The sequence below is a fragment of the Bacteroides sp. AM16-13 genome (assembly GCF_003602705.1).
Taxonomy (GTDB): domain Bacteria; phylum Bacteroidota; class Bacteroidia; order Bacteroidales; family Bacteroidaceae; genus Bacteroides; species Bacteroides xylanisolvens.
In genome coordinates, this window is record NZ_QTLK01000023.1 from 1,638 (window position 1) to 15,493 (window position 13,856).

General features: G+C 40.3%; 14 protein-coding genes and 1 riboswitch. Of the genes, 8 read left to right on the top strand and 6 right to left on the bottom strand.

All coding sequences use genetic code 11. The features are described from left to right. The first annotated feature begins 126 nt into the window (after window positions 1–126). Window positions 127–1,230 carry an AAA family ATPase gene (locus DW173_RS17470; protein WP_120144879.1) on the top strand — a complete coding sequence of 368 codons (1,104 nt, stop codon included), beginning with the start codon at window positions 127–129 and terminating at the stop codon, window positions 1,228–1,230. A gap of 262 nt (window positions 1,231–1,492) precedes the next feature. Here DW173_RS17470 and DW173_RS17475 read toward each other — a convergent pair whose 3' ends face one another. After that, window positions 1,493–1,717 (bottom strand): winged helix-turn-helix domain-containing protein, encoded by a 225-nt coding sequence (locus DW173_RS17475; RefSeq protein WP_004308997.1) that lies wholly within the window; start codon window positions 1,715–1,717, stop codon window positions 1,493–1,495. Window positions 1,718–2,028: 311 nt separating this feature from the next. Between DW173_RS17475 and DW173_RS17480 the strand changes: the two genes are divergently transcribed. Further along, window positions 2,029–2,886 (top strand): GyrI-like domain-containing protein, encoded by an 858-nt coding sequence (locus DW173_RS17480; RefSeq protein WP_004308996.1) that lies wholly within the window; start codon window positions 2,029–2,031, stop codon window positions 2,884–2,886. Between the two features lie 218 nt (window positions 2,887–3,104). Here the strand turns inward: DW173_RS17480 and DW173_RS17485 are convergent, their stop codons facing one another. The 3 genes from DW173_RS17485 to DW173_RS17495 all read right to left on the bottom strand — a co-directional run bounded on the left by DW173_RS17485 (window position 3,105) and on the right by DW173_RS17495 (window position 5,510). Beyond that, complete coding sequence (locus tag DW173_RS17485; protein ID WP_004317320.1) at window positions 3,105–3,476, bottom strand: VOC family protein; 372 nt, start codon at window positions 3,474–3,476, stop codon at window positions 3,105–3,107. Between the two features lie 94 nt (window positions 3,477–3,570). Then, complete coding sequence (locus DW173_RS17490) at window positions 3,571–4,374, bottom strand: helix-turn-helix domain-containing protein (protein ID WP_120144880.1); 804 nt, start codon at window positions 4,372–4,374, stop codon at window positions 3,571–3,573. A gap of 266 nt (window positions 4,375–4,640) precedes the next feature. Beyond that, window positions 4,641–5,510 (bottom strand): DUF6845 domain-containing protein, encoded by an 870-nt coding sequence (locus DW173_RS17495; protein WP_120070936.1) that lies wholly within the window; start codon window positions 5,508–5,510, stop codon window positions 4,641–4,643. A 117-nt stretch (window positions 5,511–5,627) separates the two neighbouring features. On the opposite strand from DW173_RS17495, the gene DW173_RS17500 reads away from it, so the two are divergent. From DW173_RS17500 to DW173_RS17525, 5 genes are all read left to right on the top strand, one after another. Further along, on the top strand, window positions 5,628–5,954 hold the full coding sequence (locus DW173_RS17500) for a cupin domain-containing protein (RefSeq protein WP_008026616.1): 327 nt from the start codon (window positions 5,628–5,630) through the stop codon (window positions 5,952–5,954). Window positions 5,955–6,706: 752 nt separating this feature from the next. Beyond that, on the top strand, window positions 6,707–7,486 hold the full coding sequence (locus tag DW173_RS17510) for an SDR family NAD(P)-dependent oxidoreductase (RefSeq protein ID WP_049702176.1): 780 nt from the start codon (window positions 6,707–6,709) through the stop codon (window positions 7,484–7,486). 192 nt (window positions 7,487–7,678) lie between these two features. After that, on the top strand, window positions 7,679–8,278 hold the full coding sequence (locus DW173_RS17515; RefSeq protein WP_120144881.1) for a TetR/AcrR family transcriptional regulator: 600 nt from the start codon (window positions 7,679–7,681) through the stop codon (window positions 8,276–8,278). Between the two features lie 10 nt (window positions 8,279–8,288). Beyond that, complete coding sequence (locus DW173_RS17520; RefSeq protein WP_120144882.1) at window positions 8,289–9,014, top strand: hypothetical protein; 726 nt, start codon at window positions 8,289–8,291, stop codon at window positions 9,012–9,014. A gap of 69 nt (window positions 9,015–9,083) precedes the next feature. Then, window positions 9,084–9,614, top strand: coding sequence for a hypothetical protein (locus tag DW173_RS17525; protein WP_120144910.1), 531 nt, complete (start codon window positions 9,084–9,086; stop codon window positions 9,612–9,614). Window positions 9,615–9,622: 8 nt separating this feature from the next. Here DW173_RS17525 and DW173_RS17530 read toward each other — a convergent pair whose 3' ends face one another. Continuing rightward, window positions 9,623–11,512 (bottom strand): toxin-antitoxin system YwqK family antitoxin, encoded by a 1,890-nt coding sequence (locus DW173_RS17530; protein ID WP_120144883.1) that lies wholly within the window; start codon window positions 11,510–11,512, stop codon window positions 9,623–9,625. Between the two features lie 166 nt (window positions 11,513–11,678). Between DW173_RS17530 and pncB the strand changes: the two genes are divergently transcribed. Then, the gene (pncB, locus tag DW173_RS17535; protein WP_120144884.1) at window positions 11,679–12,854 is read left to right on the top strand and encodes a nicotinate phosphoribosyltransferase; all 1,176 of its coding nucleotides are present in this window, start codon (window positions 11,679–11,681) and stop codon (window positions 12,852–12,854) included. Window positions 12,855–12,998: 144 nt separating this feature from the next. On the opposite strand, the gene DW173_RS17540 is transcribed toward pncB, so the two are convergent. Then, entirely contained in the window at window positions 12,999–13,322 is a 324-nt protein-coding gene (locus DW173_RS17540) for a thioredoxin family protein (RefSeq protein ID WP_074708857.1), read from the bottom strand. A 276-nt stretch (window positions 13,323–13,598) separates the two neighbouring features. Then, a riboswitch (cobalamin riboswitch) is annotated at window positions 13,599–13,803 on the top strand. Window positions 13,804–13,856 lie beyond the last annotated feature (53 nt).

Genomic DNA, 13,856 nt, shown 5'->3' on the forward strand with positions numbered 1-13,856 from the left:
GGGGCGCGCTGATATAAATGCAGGAAACTATCATACCAATGTTTTTCAAGAAAATGAGAAATCGGATAAGTCCATATCATAGATTTATTTAGTACCTTTGCCGTCCTATTTATATAAAAAGAAAAAATGAGTAAAGAATACACACTCGCAGATTTCACAGATATTTTCGATTACTCCACAGGCTGGTTCAGCGACAGTAGCATTTGTAGTCTATTCTATCAGATATTCAAACGATTCCCTTCTATGAAAATGGTGAAATATAAAGTAAACCAGGATTTCCTGAAAGAAATCAAAGAACTTTATCAGCAAGACGATGCGTTCGATATATTCGAGCATATATATTGCAATCATTTTGAGAATGAAAAAGAGGAAGAGGAGGAAGAAGAAGATACATCTACAAAAGAGTTATATGATTGCATCGTTATCTGCAAGAAGAATTTAATGATTGGCTATTTTGATAATTGCACAAAAATAGCCTATTCCAATATTGATAAGGAAGAAATCGATCGTATCAATCAGATTTGCGAAAACCACAAAAAGGAGAATGAGAAACTGAACAACCTATTTATAGTAACATACGCTCATAACTACTTCAGCCTGAAACAATCGCAAATCAATAAGCCGGCCATTCAGATTGACCGCCACTATAACAATGATTTTGCTCCCGTAGCCGCTGAAATCGAAAACTTCCTATTAGAGGAGAATAAAAGCGGATTAATCATTCTGCACGGGAAACAAGGTACGGGGAAAACAACTTATATCCGTCATCTTATCAATCTCGGAAAAAAGAGAATGATTTATATGAGCGGCGACCTGGTAGACAAACTTTCGGACCCTAGCTTTATCACTTTTATCCGTCAACAAAAAAATTCTATCTTTATCGTAGAAGATTGCGAAGAGTTATTGTCAAGCCGCAACGGAAGCAACCGCATGAATGCCGGACTAGTCAACATACTGAATATCAGCGACGGACTATTAAGCGATGAATTATGTATCAAATTTATCTGCACATTCAACGCTCCACTAAAAGATATCGACGAAGCCTTGCTTAGAAAAGGACGTCTGGCTGCCCGGTACGAATTTAAAGACCTGACAACCGACAAAGTAAACCAACTAATAAAGGAAGAAGGACTGGATATCCCCCAACAGACACAACCTATGACACTGGCTGAAATCTATAATTACGAAGGCATGGATTTCTCTTTAGGAAGAAAGCGGGTAGGATTCTGAACAAATCCTCCAAAGTAGAACTTTTAAAGAAAAATCGACTATTATTATTGCGAAATATAAGTATCTATATTTTACCTATCAACAAGAACGATTTGATATTTTTATACGTTTATTATACGTTAAAAGAGTTGCCCTATTACGGAGCAACTCTTTTAAATATTAAACTTCTTAAGTTCAAACTTTGCATGTGATACCTTATATCGACATTTTCTTACTTACAAGTTAACGGAAATCCAAAGATACTCACTCGCAAAATCTGTAATTATCCAAAGCTAAAAGGGAAAGTGCTTTCATCAGATAAAGCAATTAATCCGTTCTTTCGCTGGATACAAATTTTGTTTTCTCTTGCCAGCCAACCGGCCGCCAATGCTGTACTTTCTACGCTTAGGTTTAATCTTCTTGCCAATTCAGGTATTGAAATTTCACCAATTTCTTTCAGGGCACACCAAACTTTTCCGGCATTGTTCCCTACAATTGTTTTATCCATGGCTATTTTTATTAATAATTTGGTTACAATATAGTCATTTTAATAATTGTTTATAACAAAACCAAGTTTTTTGTTTTAGTTTTTGACATTATTTAAAACAAAGAAATCAATTTCGCGTCTAGTGATTAAAAACTTGGTAATAATTCGTACCATAACACCACTAAAAGGAACATTATATATCAAAATAAATTCTCAAAACAGGAATCGGGCAATCACAGAAAGAAAATAGGAAATTGACATTTCCGCAATATCGGACAAGTCATTTCGCTTTTTTACCAATACCTTTGCGGAGTGAAATACCAGAATAAGTTATGCAACAGAAAAAAACAACGAAAGAAGAATATCAAAAGTGCGTAAATGTTGTAGTGGAATACATCAACCAACATTTGGGAGAAGACATTGATTTAAAATCTCTGGCCAGAATTTCAAACTTTTCTCCTTTTTACTTTCACCGGATCATGAAAGCTTTTCTCGGTGAACCGATTGGTACGTTTATTGTCCGGACGCGGACAGAAGCTGCCGCACGTCTACTCCGCTACTCGGATGTTCCGATTGCCGACATAGCCTATCGGATTGGTTACTCTTCTCCTTCTTCGTTGTCGAAAGTGTTCAAGCAATTTTATGGCATTTCACCTTTAGAGTATAGAAACAATAAAAACTTTGTAATTATGAAACCAGCGATTATCAGGCCAGACCTGGAACTAAAAAGAGAGATCAGAAACGTTTCCGAACGGAATGTGATTTATATCCGTCTCACCGGCGATTACAAACTGAATGATTACGGTGGCACCTGGGGCCGTTTATTCCAATTCATCAAAGAACAACAGTTGCCGATGGGAGATTTCAGCCCGCTTTGCATCTATCACGATGATCCGAAAGTGACACCGGCAGAAAAACTGCGTACAGACGTATGTATGGTAATGCCTGTAAAGGTAGCCCCCAAAAGTGATGTCGGATTTAAGGTGATCCCGGCCGGACGTTATGCTATCTTCTTGTATAAAGGTCCGTATGACAATTTGCAAGCTGTGTATGATACGATTTACGGAAAGTGTCTGCCTGAAATGGAATGTACGCTGCGTGATGAAGCCAGCGCGGAACGTTATCTGAACAATCCATGCGACACTGCTCCCGAAGAGTTGTTGACGGAAATTTATATTCCGGTAGAATAATGCGGACAGACAAATGGCGGAATAAAGAGAATGAATAAAGATGTGATTTAACGTCTGACTTTTTGGGGGGGACAGTGCAAAACCCTGATAAGTCTATCTTTTAGACGCGGATGACACGGATTTAGCAGATTTATAATCTTCTTATCCATGTCATTTTGCGTTATCCGCATCTAAAAGCATATTATGCTATAACAGGCTACCTTCCTCTCTCCTACCTGTTATTTTTCAGCATAAATGCCAATCCGATTTCCTTCACTATCAGTGAATACGGCAAACCATCCTTTGCCGTCCGCCTCAATCTTTGTTCTGGGAATGACTACTTTCCCTCCTTTCAGAAGTACTTTTTCCAAGGTCTGTTCTATATCCTCACAGTTGAAATGGATAAGCACTCCATGCGTGGAAGGAAGAAAGTCGAAATTTGAAGCATAAGAGATAGCACCGACGGTTTCACCTTCTTCTGTGAAACAAGCCATTTTTTCTGTTTCACATTCAAAAGTCGGAAGTTGCATACCCAATACTGTTTCGTAAAAATCGACAGCCCGATGGAAATCGGAAGCAGGAATCTCAAAAAATGCAATTAGTTTTTTCATTTCGTTTCTTTTTTATCGTTACTACTAAGCCTTTGCAAAGACACTGCAAAAGTAGGGCAACACGAGGAAGCCTGATAGGAAAAAAGGGACATCTTTAAAGTTCGGAAAAATAATCGGAATAAGGAGCGCAGACAGAAAGATACTCTGCAGGGGTGTAACCGGAAAAGAGTTTGAATTCCTTTATCATGTGAGACTGATCGGAGAAGCCACATTCGTAAGCTACTTGTACAAAAGGGATAGTGGCATCCTGCTGCAACATTGACAATGCCCGCTGCATACGGACAATGCGAATAAATTCTTTGGGGGTAGTGCCGACATAATCGGCAAAGATACGTCCAAACTGCTTACTGCTCAAACAGGCCGTTTCCGACAGATGAGCAATGTTGATTTGCGGCTGGAGGTTTATTTCATGAAACACAGCAGACATCCGCTTGAGGTTATACTCCGGAAGGGTGTATAAACGACGAAGGAAAAACTGCTCTATCAAACGAATACAAACGGCATTATCAGAAGTGTCAGTGACCTGTTTCACCAAATCCGACAGTTCTACATCTTCCATCGCATCGGTATCTACATTTTGTCCGTGAAACAGATGGCTGGGAATATGAAACAATGCTTTAACTGCATAAGGCTGGAAAACAACGGTAATCATTTCTATCCTACCCGTCGACTGTACATCCGAGAAGCCGACCGATTGTCCGGAAATGAAGGATTGGGGTTGCAATGCCGACTCGCCCAACAAAAGGAGTTGTTTCCCTTTATGAAATACCAGTTGCATACAACCAATAGGCAGAGTCCGCTCGGAAACGGGAGTCACTGAATCGTCTTGCAATATCCAGTAATGCCGTATATAGGGAGCCAGCGCCAAACAGGGTTTTATGAGTTGAAATGATTGCATAGAGCAAAGATATTATTTCTTAATTCAAATGCAAAAGTAAAGCTCCTGTTTAAAGAGGTATAGTAAAAAAAGGACTTTTTATAAATTAGGGAGTCGTCCTATTAAGAACAGATATGCCGGAATGATAAACAGATAAGGATTTAAGGCAGGATCCTTATTTGAGAATAAGGTACAATTGAAAAGACGGCAAACCTTTTCTTAATAAAAAAACATCCTCTGTTTGAAAGAGCATGATTGTAGCTCACATTCAAACAGAGGAAGATTCTTTAGATAACGGAAAGTCCGTATTCGTAGGCCTCCGACATCGCATTATAGTCCTCGTCGGAATAGCTACCTTTATCTCTGGCTTTCTGCATATCTTTCATAAATGATTCTACGGAAGTCAGGAAGCTATAATAATTCTTCTGTTCTTCATCATAACCTGTGACAGCAGGAAGTTTCTTTGCAGCTTCGAGTTCTTTCTTCAGTTCGGCCATCTTCATATCAATACGCATACCGTCCAGCGCATGTTTGCGTGAATAGAGATTCATGATGCTTTGCACGGTGCCGGACATCTTACGCATGGCCATGATTTGATCTTTCAACGGTTCATCGGCAAGCAGTTCTTTTTCAGCTTGTTCTGTCAGAGGGCTTAGAATATCAAAGATCACTTGTTTATATTCCGACATTTCTACACTAAGCCGATAGTTCTCGTCGAGGAGCTTGCCGATCTTTGCAGTCTCTTTTGCCTGCTTGTAAGAGAGGAATTTATTAAAATTATCATAGAATTGCGTCCTTGCACTGAAAAGTCCTCGATAACTCTGCTTCAGATTCTGACGGACTTCTATATTAAAATAATCTCCCGGATCCATCAATTCCGCTGTATCTCTGGCAGATACTTCAGGTGGTGCAATCGGAGATACTTCAGGAACTTTTCCTGTCTGTTCCATATATCCCAAAACTGCATTTATGTCTTTCGCATTGGCTACATGCCTCAACACGATAAGCGATGTATGATAATAGTTTATCACCTTACTGGCATTGTCCAATTCCTCCGAAGCGACAGAGGACGCAGCCTGTTTCTTGTTTCCTCCCGAACAAGAAACCAACAAGAGAGCACCTACAAGTGCTCCGAAAAATAAAATATTCTTCTTCATAATGGTTCGTTTATTAAGTCTTTCGTACTATAACAATAAAAATCGTTTTTTGTTATAGACAAACAATGCATATTCGAGAAGTGTTCTACATGGTAGTAACTTAAAAATAAAACAGATATGGAACAATCATTTCAAAAAGGAGCTGTGCTCCATCTGGCTTCTCTCATCGAATATGCGGAAGGCGGCGTTATCAGCAAACAGTTAATCAAGAGTCCGGCAGGAAATATCACATTATTTTCTTTCGACAAAGGTGAAGGATTGAGCGAACATCGTGCTCCGTTTGATGCGCTCGTGCAGGTATTGGAGGGGGTAGCCGATATCACTCTAAACGGAACTCTATTCACTGTAAAGGCAGGAGAAAGTATTGTATTTCCGGCTAATGCACCGCATGCTCTTGTAGCAGTGGAGAAATTTAAGATGCTGCTAACGATGATTAAGGAATAAGCAATCAGCGTGTATAAAAACAAAAAATGGCTACTCATCACGAGCAACCAATCTTTTGTTAACCTTAAATCTAATACTTATGAAAAAAACACAGTACAAAGGTACCATATTTCAGATAAATAGCAAATTTCAGAGTCCAAACTGACGATATTATAACAGGGTTTAATACTCCGCGGAGCGTATTAACATTTCAGACTTCACACGTTAACATTTAACATATTCATTCACATAAGTTGCTTCCCGGATAAGTAAGAATAGAAAAAGGGCCAATCATGGAAACTAGATTGTTTTTTCGTAACTTTGAGCTATGATAATCAGTGCCAGCCGCCGGACAGATATTCCGAGGTAGATTGTTGGATAAGCAATATTCGTTGTTTTAGTCTTCCTGATCCGCACCTGACTTACAGGCATAAAAAAAGGCTATCTATCCCAGACAGCCAATCTTTTGTTAACCTTAAATCTAATACTATGAAAAACACAGTACAAAGATACGGACTTTTCGGTTATCTCCAAATTTTCGGCCCGATGCAGCGTATCTTATAACATGGTTTAATAGAATCAGAACCGTATTAACAAATAAGCGGCCGGGCATTAACATTTAACAGTTTTCTTAAATAATCAGGGCATAAAACCGGAGGAGATGCAAATGTTTTCCAATCGGACACCTTATCTTATTAAAGAGAGTTTATGAGGTCTAACAAATTCCTCTGTCATCTGTTTCTAATAGAAGGTAACTATCAAATTCCCAATATATGAACAGATTCGAAAATAAAGTAGTTGTCATCACCGGTGCTGCCGGTGGTATTGGCGAAGCAACCACACGCCGCATTGTCTCCGAAGGGGGCAAAGTAGTCATTGCTGACCATTCTGAAAAAAAGGCGGAACAGCTTGCCAACGAACTTACTCATGCAGGGGCCGACGTGCGCCATGTCTATTTTTCCGCCACCGAACTCCAGAGTTGTAAAGAACTGATTGATTTTTCTATGAATGAATATCAACGAATAGATGTACTGATTAATAATGTAGGAGGAACCGATCCCAAACGTGACCTTAACATCGAGAAGCTGGATATCAATTACTTTGACGAGGCATTCCACTTGAATCTCTGCTGTACCATGTACCTTTCTCAACAGGTCATCCCTATCATGACTACCAATGGCGGCGGAAACATTGTCAACGTAGCTTCCATAAGCGGACTTACTGCTGATGCTAACGGTACATTATATGGTGCCAGCAAAGCGGGCGTCATCAACCTGACGAAATACATCGCTACCCAAATGGGAAAGAAAAATATCCGCTGCAATGCCGTAGCCCCGGGGTTGGTACTTACCCCCGCGGCATTGGATAACCTGAATGAAGATGTACGCAACATCTTCCTCGGCCAATGTGCCACTCCTTATTTAGGAGAACCGGAAGACGTCGCAGCTACCATCGCTTTTCTAGCTTCGAACGATGCAAGGTATATCACCGGACAAACAATCGTCGTAGATGGTGGCCTGACTGCTCATAACCCGACAGTAGCGTTATCATAGAAGGATTGCTTAAGTCATTTAAAAACAAAATATAATAGGGAAAGAAATATCTTATTAGTTACAAATAGCAGATTTGTTTCCATATCATATTCTCTCCATAACCCAACCGTTACAAAAAATAATCTCTTTTTCCTTGATGTTACCGATAGGAAACATACCTTTGTGACCAACTAGTAACAAAGGTATAAACGTATGGAAAAAGAGATTATTAAAAACAGGCAGGCTACAGAAATGGCCCTGATTAAAGCCGTCAACGACATCATCGAAGAAAGTGGTTTCGAAGGATTAGGAATCAATGCTGTAGCGGCCAAGGCCAAAGTATCAAAAATGCTTATCTACCGCTATTTCAATTCACTAGACGGACTAATAGCTGCCTATATTCAACAAAACGACTATTGGATCAACTTCGATGAAGAACTACCGGACACGGCTCATTTAGTAGAATTTATCAAGCAAATATTCAAAAGCCAAATCACGCGACTGCGGGAAAGTTATACGTTGAAACGCCTGTATCGCTGGGAACTGACAACCGACAACAAGTTTGTGAAAGAATTACGCAACCAACGCGAAGAGAAAGGTATCTGGCTGGTAGAAGCGGTCAGTAAACTATCAAAGCATCCGAGAAAAGAGACTGCCGCTGTGGCTTCCATTATCACAGCAGCCATCAGCTATCTGACATTACTCGAAGAAAACTGCCCGGTTTATAACGGCCTCAAAATACAGCAGGAAAGCGGCTGGGAAGAATTAGAAGAAGGAATCAATCTATTAGTAGATCTCTGGTTACAAAAATAACTTTAATACAATGAATAAAATGACAATAATGGGAATATGGCTTCTTTCGCTATTTATCAATAGCGGATGCAACCGGGAATTAGTAGAATACGACAGTAATGATCTTAAAATATCTATCGAAAAGGGGGAAGAGTGGATGCATGATTTTCCATTGTTTCTGGGTATCAACAAGAAAAATCCACCCCAGATTGCAATCTGGACAGAAGATATGGAAGAACATTATCTATCCACCATCTATGTGACCCACAAAATAGCCACTCAATCCTGGCAAGCCTCCGGTGGTAACCGCCGAAAGGAAGCCTTGCCACATTGGTGTTACCAAAGAGGAATCCAATATGAAGACGGATTATATCTTCCCACCAAAAAAGAACCGCTGACGGACGGTATCACCGGAGCCACTCCCAAAGGCAGTTTTAATGTGAAGATGTCGCCAACCGGGAAACTGAAAAAGTTCATAGTCAAAATTGAAATCAATCATTCCACAGATTTTAATGACGCATATCCGAAATCGGCTAAAGAAGGAGACGCCAATTATTCCGGCGGAAAGGAAGGGAGCGGACAACCTGCCCTTGTCTATGCAACAGAAGTAGATTTAGCTTCGGGTGAAAAAGAATTTGTAGCCAATTTAATCGGGCATAGCAGTGCGGACGGAAGTAACGGGAATATTACAAAAGATACTTCTTCACTTACAACAGCACTCCATATCGTAAAAAAGATAACGATCTGCACACAATAATCATAGTAAGTATATCTGTGAAATCATTCATATACAAATATCATTATAATACTCTATCACTACATGATTATGAAGAAATTTATATTCACACTCATTTTGTTATCCGGCATCACCATATATGCTGACGGACAGACAGATAACAAACACTTCTCTTACACTACCTATATTGGGACAGGCCTTTCGATGAGTCAACCTTCACGCACGCCTTTCACTTGGCAAATCATAGGGCATTATCACATTAACCAACGGTTGACCATCGGTGCGGGCAGCGGACTTTCCATTTATGAGAAAGCTCTTATCCCGCTATATGCCAATGCGCAGTTTTTCATCATCCGCCCCAGAAAGTTGACTCCGTACTTGGAATGTAACATCGGAGGAGCGTTTTCCACTGCCCAAAAAGCAAACGGAGGGTTCTACCTTTCACCTTGCGCAGGAGCGCAATTAAAAATGAGCAAGAAACTAAAAATGAATCTTGCAGTCGGTTATGAACTCCAAAAGCTGGAACGCGCAAAGGAACATACCGACCCGTATTTCCACACAGAGTTTAAGGAAGAATTGTCACACGGCTCTATCACACTGAAAGTCGGTCTGACTTATTAACCGAAGTTTCACAATGACTTTACCCATGCATTCATTTCGTTAATAGCTTCTAGTGAAGACGGAAGCTCCTGCTTAGTCTGCAAAGCATCAGGACGAAGATCGACGCGCACATACCCCCAGCCGTCTTCGTCGATTTGCAGATAGCCACACTTCCTGTACTCTTCCAGGCAACTGTCAGAGCATCCTCCGTAAAAGTCACATTGAAGTTCATCTTCCGACGTTTTTTTATTGGCAATGAATGAACTTACACCCACCCAGACAAAATCGTCCAAATCAACCTCAAAATAATCCCCTCCTCCCCGATTGAGTGCGGCAACTTCCGCCAAACGTCCTTCGGGAAGCATCTTGTAAACGCGGACATAACATTCTTCCTTATACGGATTTTCATCTACGACAAGGAAAAGACCGGATTTTCCACAGAATAAAGGGGTATCTATACTACGATATTCGTAAACTTCTCCTGTAACATCACTCATCACAAAATAGCCCCAGCTCTCAAACCCTGAATAGTGAAAAAAATGCAGACCGTAATCAGACTGATACCCATCATAGTACCATTTTATAAATCCATCTTCATCTTCTTTCGCCGGAGAATTCAGCAGTGCGAGTTCCCCCTTTTTCCAGCGCACGGACAGTTTATTCTGATTGTCTGTATAACGCCCTTTACCAGAATCAAGCTGTTTATTACAACTATCCGCCTTCATATTCGTATATTCAGCAAATTCAAGTTTTTTCACGTCTGCCCCTGTATTGCTATACATACGCAAGGAGATCATTCTTCCACTATGATAGTCATACATACTCTTTTCAATCCGGTTGCCTTCTTCAGAATAAATTTCAGTCATGACACCCGGCACGCCTTTCTCCGAGTACGGATAACTCTCGAAACGACGTAGCCGCCCGCCAGAATAATTCCTTATATCCAGCCGCTTTTGAGTTCCGACCGTCACAATGCTTCGTTTTACAGAATCACACTTATCATCCATGAAGTATATCGGCTCATCGGAATCCTTTTCAAAATATTTTCGTTTCAGAAGATACTTTTTGCCGTTCTCCAATGCATAAATTTCTTGAATGTAATAAAAGGGAGTCCCTTCTGATGCCTGATATTTATACTCATACCAGTCGGGAGCCTCCGCTACCCCGTTAGGGTCATTATAAGCGTATTCCGAATGGCTATAATACCAACATTCGGTCGGTAACACTTCCTGATCGTCAATATAATGATTAACCTGCCACAGATGTCCGTTGGCGTGCCATCTCATTTCCTCTCCGTTTAGCTTCCCATCTTTATAGTGTTCAAACCAGTCCGGCTTTCCATCATAATACCATCTCTGACGTACTCCGTTAAGTTTACCTCGTGTAGCCTGGTAAAAGATATGGGGATATCCGTTGGAATAATAAGATTGATAAAGTTCACAAATACTGTCAAGAGTGATTATACGACTTGTCATACAATGGGAAGAGATACTGTAATGACGCACTGTATCGTTCTTTATTCCGTCTTTATAAACAACTACCGAATAATAGGGTTCCGACACAAAAGAATCAGTCGAGCGAAAATAAAAGTGTTTATAAGCACCGTTCATCAATGAGTCCTTGTAAAAACAACGTTCCACGCCATCTACTTGTTTCCGGCAAATACTGTCGGAGTCATAGACCTTCAAAGAAGATGCTTCCGGTTCTTTTAACAATGATTCGGAAAGCGTATCAGGAATAATCCAATCACTTCCTTTATAAAAATCCATAGAGAAAGCTTCGGAAATAGCAGTAGTTTTTTCGCTTAAAGCGTTTTCCTGTGTTTCCTGATTCGTGGAAGAAGATTGCGAAGTTCCTCCGGTTTTTCCGCCACATGATAACAACAGTAATACGCAGCTATATACCAAAGCGTTTTTCATACCAAATATCTTTTATTTAATACATAATTACGGCAAAATTAATGATAATATCAGATAATCAGGTATAAATCGATCCCAAAAATGGAATAATTATCTGTCAGCAGGCTATTATTTCGTTCAACAAATACTAACTTTACAACGTTATTAATAGAAAAGAACGAACGTCATGATTGTTAAAACACTACTAGATACAGACCTCTATAAGTTTACCACCTCGTACGCTTATATCAAACTGTTTCCTTATGCAATGGGTACTTTTAGTTTCAATGACCGGAACGAAACAAAGTATACCGAAGCTTTTCTGGAAACACTCAAGGCAGAGATCAAGAATCTTAGTCAGTTGAGATTCACGGAAGAGGAGTTGGAATACATGACGAAGAATTGCAGATTTCTCCCGAGAGTCTACTGGGAGTGGTTGTCTTCTTTTCGTTTCGACCCGAATAAGATTGATATTCATCTGGATGAAGCCTGTCATCTCCACATCGAAGTGACTGACTTGCTTTATAAAGTGACTTTATATGAAGTGCCTTTGCTCGCTATTGTTTCTGAAATCAAAAACCGGTTCTTCGGCCATGTAGCAGATATGAACGGGATTCTTTGCAAACTGTCGGAGAAAATAGAGTTATCAAACCAACATCAGCTCCGCTTTTCAGAGTTCGGCACACGGAGAAGATTCTCCATCGATGTGCAGGAAGCAGTTATCAAGAAACTGAACGAAACAGCGCAATATTGCACCGGAACTTCCAACTGCAACTTCGCAATGAAATATGGAATGAAAATGATGGGGACTCACCCTCACGAATGGTTTATGTTTCATGGAGCACAGTTCGGATATAAACATGCCAATTATATGGCACTCGAAAACTGGGTGAATGTTTATGACGGTGATTTGGGTATCGCACTTTCCGATACCTATACTTCCGGCATCTTCCTTAGTAACCTTAGCCGTAAACAAGCTAAACTTTTCGACGGTGTGCGCTGCGATTCCGGTAATGAATTTGAGTTTATCGACCGACTGGTTGCCCGCTACAAAGAGTTGGGAATCGACGCGACAACCAAAACCATCGTATTCAGCAATGCCCTCGACTTTACAAAAGCATTAGACATTCAAGAATACTGCAAAAACAAAATCCGCTGCTCTTTCGGAATCGGCACCAATCTCACCAACGATACCGGGTTCGAACCTTCGAACATCGTGATGAAACTGACGCAATGCAAGATGAATGTCAATCAGGAGTGGAGGGAATGTATCAAACTGTCGGATGATGAAGGAAAACATACCGGCAGTCTTGAAGAAGTGCAGGCATGCTTGTATGAGTTGAGGTTGAACAGAAACCAATAATCAAGACAACGAAAAGGCTATAAAAAGAAAAGCAGAAGTACCTCGATAGAAAATACTTTCTGCTGTTCCTCCATATATGCCATACCGAAATACACCTGCATAAAACCAGCTATTTATATCATTGTAATAAACGATACATCATTTTCAGGATTTGACCCCTTTCACTGCTTTTTCCAATCTTTCCAAAGATAATTCGCCGGATTGCCGCCAAAGCTGTTGCCCTTTTCTAAAAAGAATAAAGGTAGGAGTCGACTCCACCGTATAAAAATCAGTAAGGGCAGGTTCCTGGTCGATGTCCACTTCCACCACTTCCAATGTTCCTACCATCAGTTTCTTGAACTCTTCAACAACCGGTTTCATGCGCTGGCAGTGAGGACACCACGTTGCGTAAAACTCTGCCATTACCCAATCACCGTTAGCCAGCTTCTCCTGGTTTCTTTCTTCACGAGCTATTTTCTTTTCTTTCATAATGAATATCTCCTTTTAATTAATAACTATCAACCTAACAATATCAGGAGAAAGATGGTTTAGAAAAGAAGCAAGGTTACACACAAATTAAAGAATCAAACCCATTTGTATTTACCCGACCAGCAATTAATATCCAGGCAAATAATCTCCGTACGGCGAAAAGACTTCTCCGCATCATACTTTGCTCCTATCACTTTATCTTCCGGACTAAGGACAAGCATTGCACAAAATTGAAACTTTCGTGCAAAAAAGGAACATCCTATTCAATATTTATTTATCTTTGCCCCCCAAAATGGTTCAGAATCCGTATCCAACGGACGATGATTAATAGGGAACCGGGTGTAAATCCCGGACAGTCCCGCTGCTGTGAAACTCTGTTCAATGTCTTATAATTGAACTAATTTAACGCCACTGATGTTATTCGGGAAGGCAAATAAGACAAGAGTCAGTCAGAAGACCTGCCATTTTGTGTAAGACGCCCCTCTCCTCGTGGATTAGGAGAAAGAGTATCACTTGTTAAGCCCCAAATCAAAA

What these genes read in the sequence shown, in the direction of transcription:
- DW173_RS17470 (WP_120144879.1), top strand. Translation starts at nt 127, where the DNA reads ATGAGTAAAGAATACACACTCGCAGATTTCACAGATATTTTCGATTAC.
- DW173_RS17475 (WP_004308997.1), bottom strand. Translation starts at nt 1,717, where the DNA reads ATGGATAAAACAATTGTAGGGAACAATGCCGGAAAAGTTTGGTGTGCC.
- DW173_RS17480 (WP_004308996.1), top strand. Translation starts at nt 2,029, where the DNA reads ATGCAACAGAAAAAAACAACGAAAGAAGAATATCAAAAGTGCGTAAAT.
- DW173_RS17485 (WP_004317320.1), bottom strand. Translation starts at nt 3,476, where the DNA reads ATGAAAAAACTAATTGCATTTTTTGAGATTCCTGCTTCCGATTTCCAT.
- DW173_RS17490 (WP_120144880.1), bottom strand. Translation starts at nt 4,374, where the DNA reads ATGCAATCATTTCAACTCATAAAACCCTGTTTGGCGCTGGCTCCCTAT.
- DW173_RS17495 (WP_120070936.1), bottom strand. Translation starts at nt 5,510, where the DNA reads ATGAAGAAGAATATTTTATTTTTCGGAGCACTTGTAGGTGCTCTCTTG.
- DW173_RS17500 (WP_008026616.1), top strand. Translation starts at nt 5,628, where the DNA reads ATGGAACAATCATTTCAAAAAGGAGCTGTGCTCCATCTGGCTTCTCTC.
- DW173_RS17510 (WP_049702176.1), top strand. Translation starts at nt 6,707, where the DNA reads ATGAACAGATTCGAAAATAAAGTAGTTGTCATCACCGGTGCTGCCGGT.
- DW173_RS17515 (WP_120144881.1), top strand. Translation starts at nt 7,679, where the DNA reads ATGGAAAAAGAGATTATTAAAAACAGGCAGGCTACAGAAATGGCCCTG.
- DW173_RS17520 (WP_120144882.1), top strand. Translation starts at nt 8,289, where the DNA reads ATGAATAAAATGACAATAATGGGAATATGGCTTCTTTCGCTATTTATC.
- DW173_RS17525 (WP_120144910.1), top strand. Translation starts at nt 9,084, where the DNA reads ATGAAGAAATTTATATTCACACTCATTTTGTTATCCGGCATCACCATA.
- DW173_RS17530 (WP_120144883.1), bottom strand. Translation starts at nt 11,512, where the DNA reads ATGAAAAACGCTTTGGTATATAGCTGCGTATTACTGTTGTTATCATGT.
- pncB (WP_120144884.1), top strand. Translation starts at nt 11,679, where the DNA reads ATGATTGTTAAAACACTACTAGATACAGACCTCTATAAGTTTACCACC.
- DW173_RS17540 (WP_074708857.1), bottom strand. Translation starts at nt 13,322, where the DNA reads ATGAAAGAAAAGAAAATAGCTCGTGAAGAAAGAAACCAGGAGAAGCTG.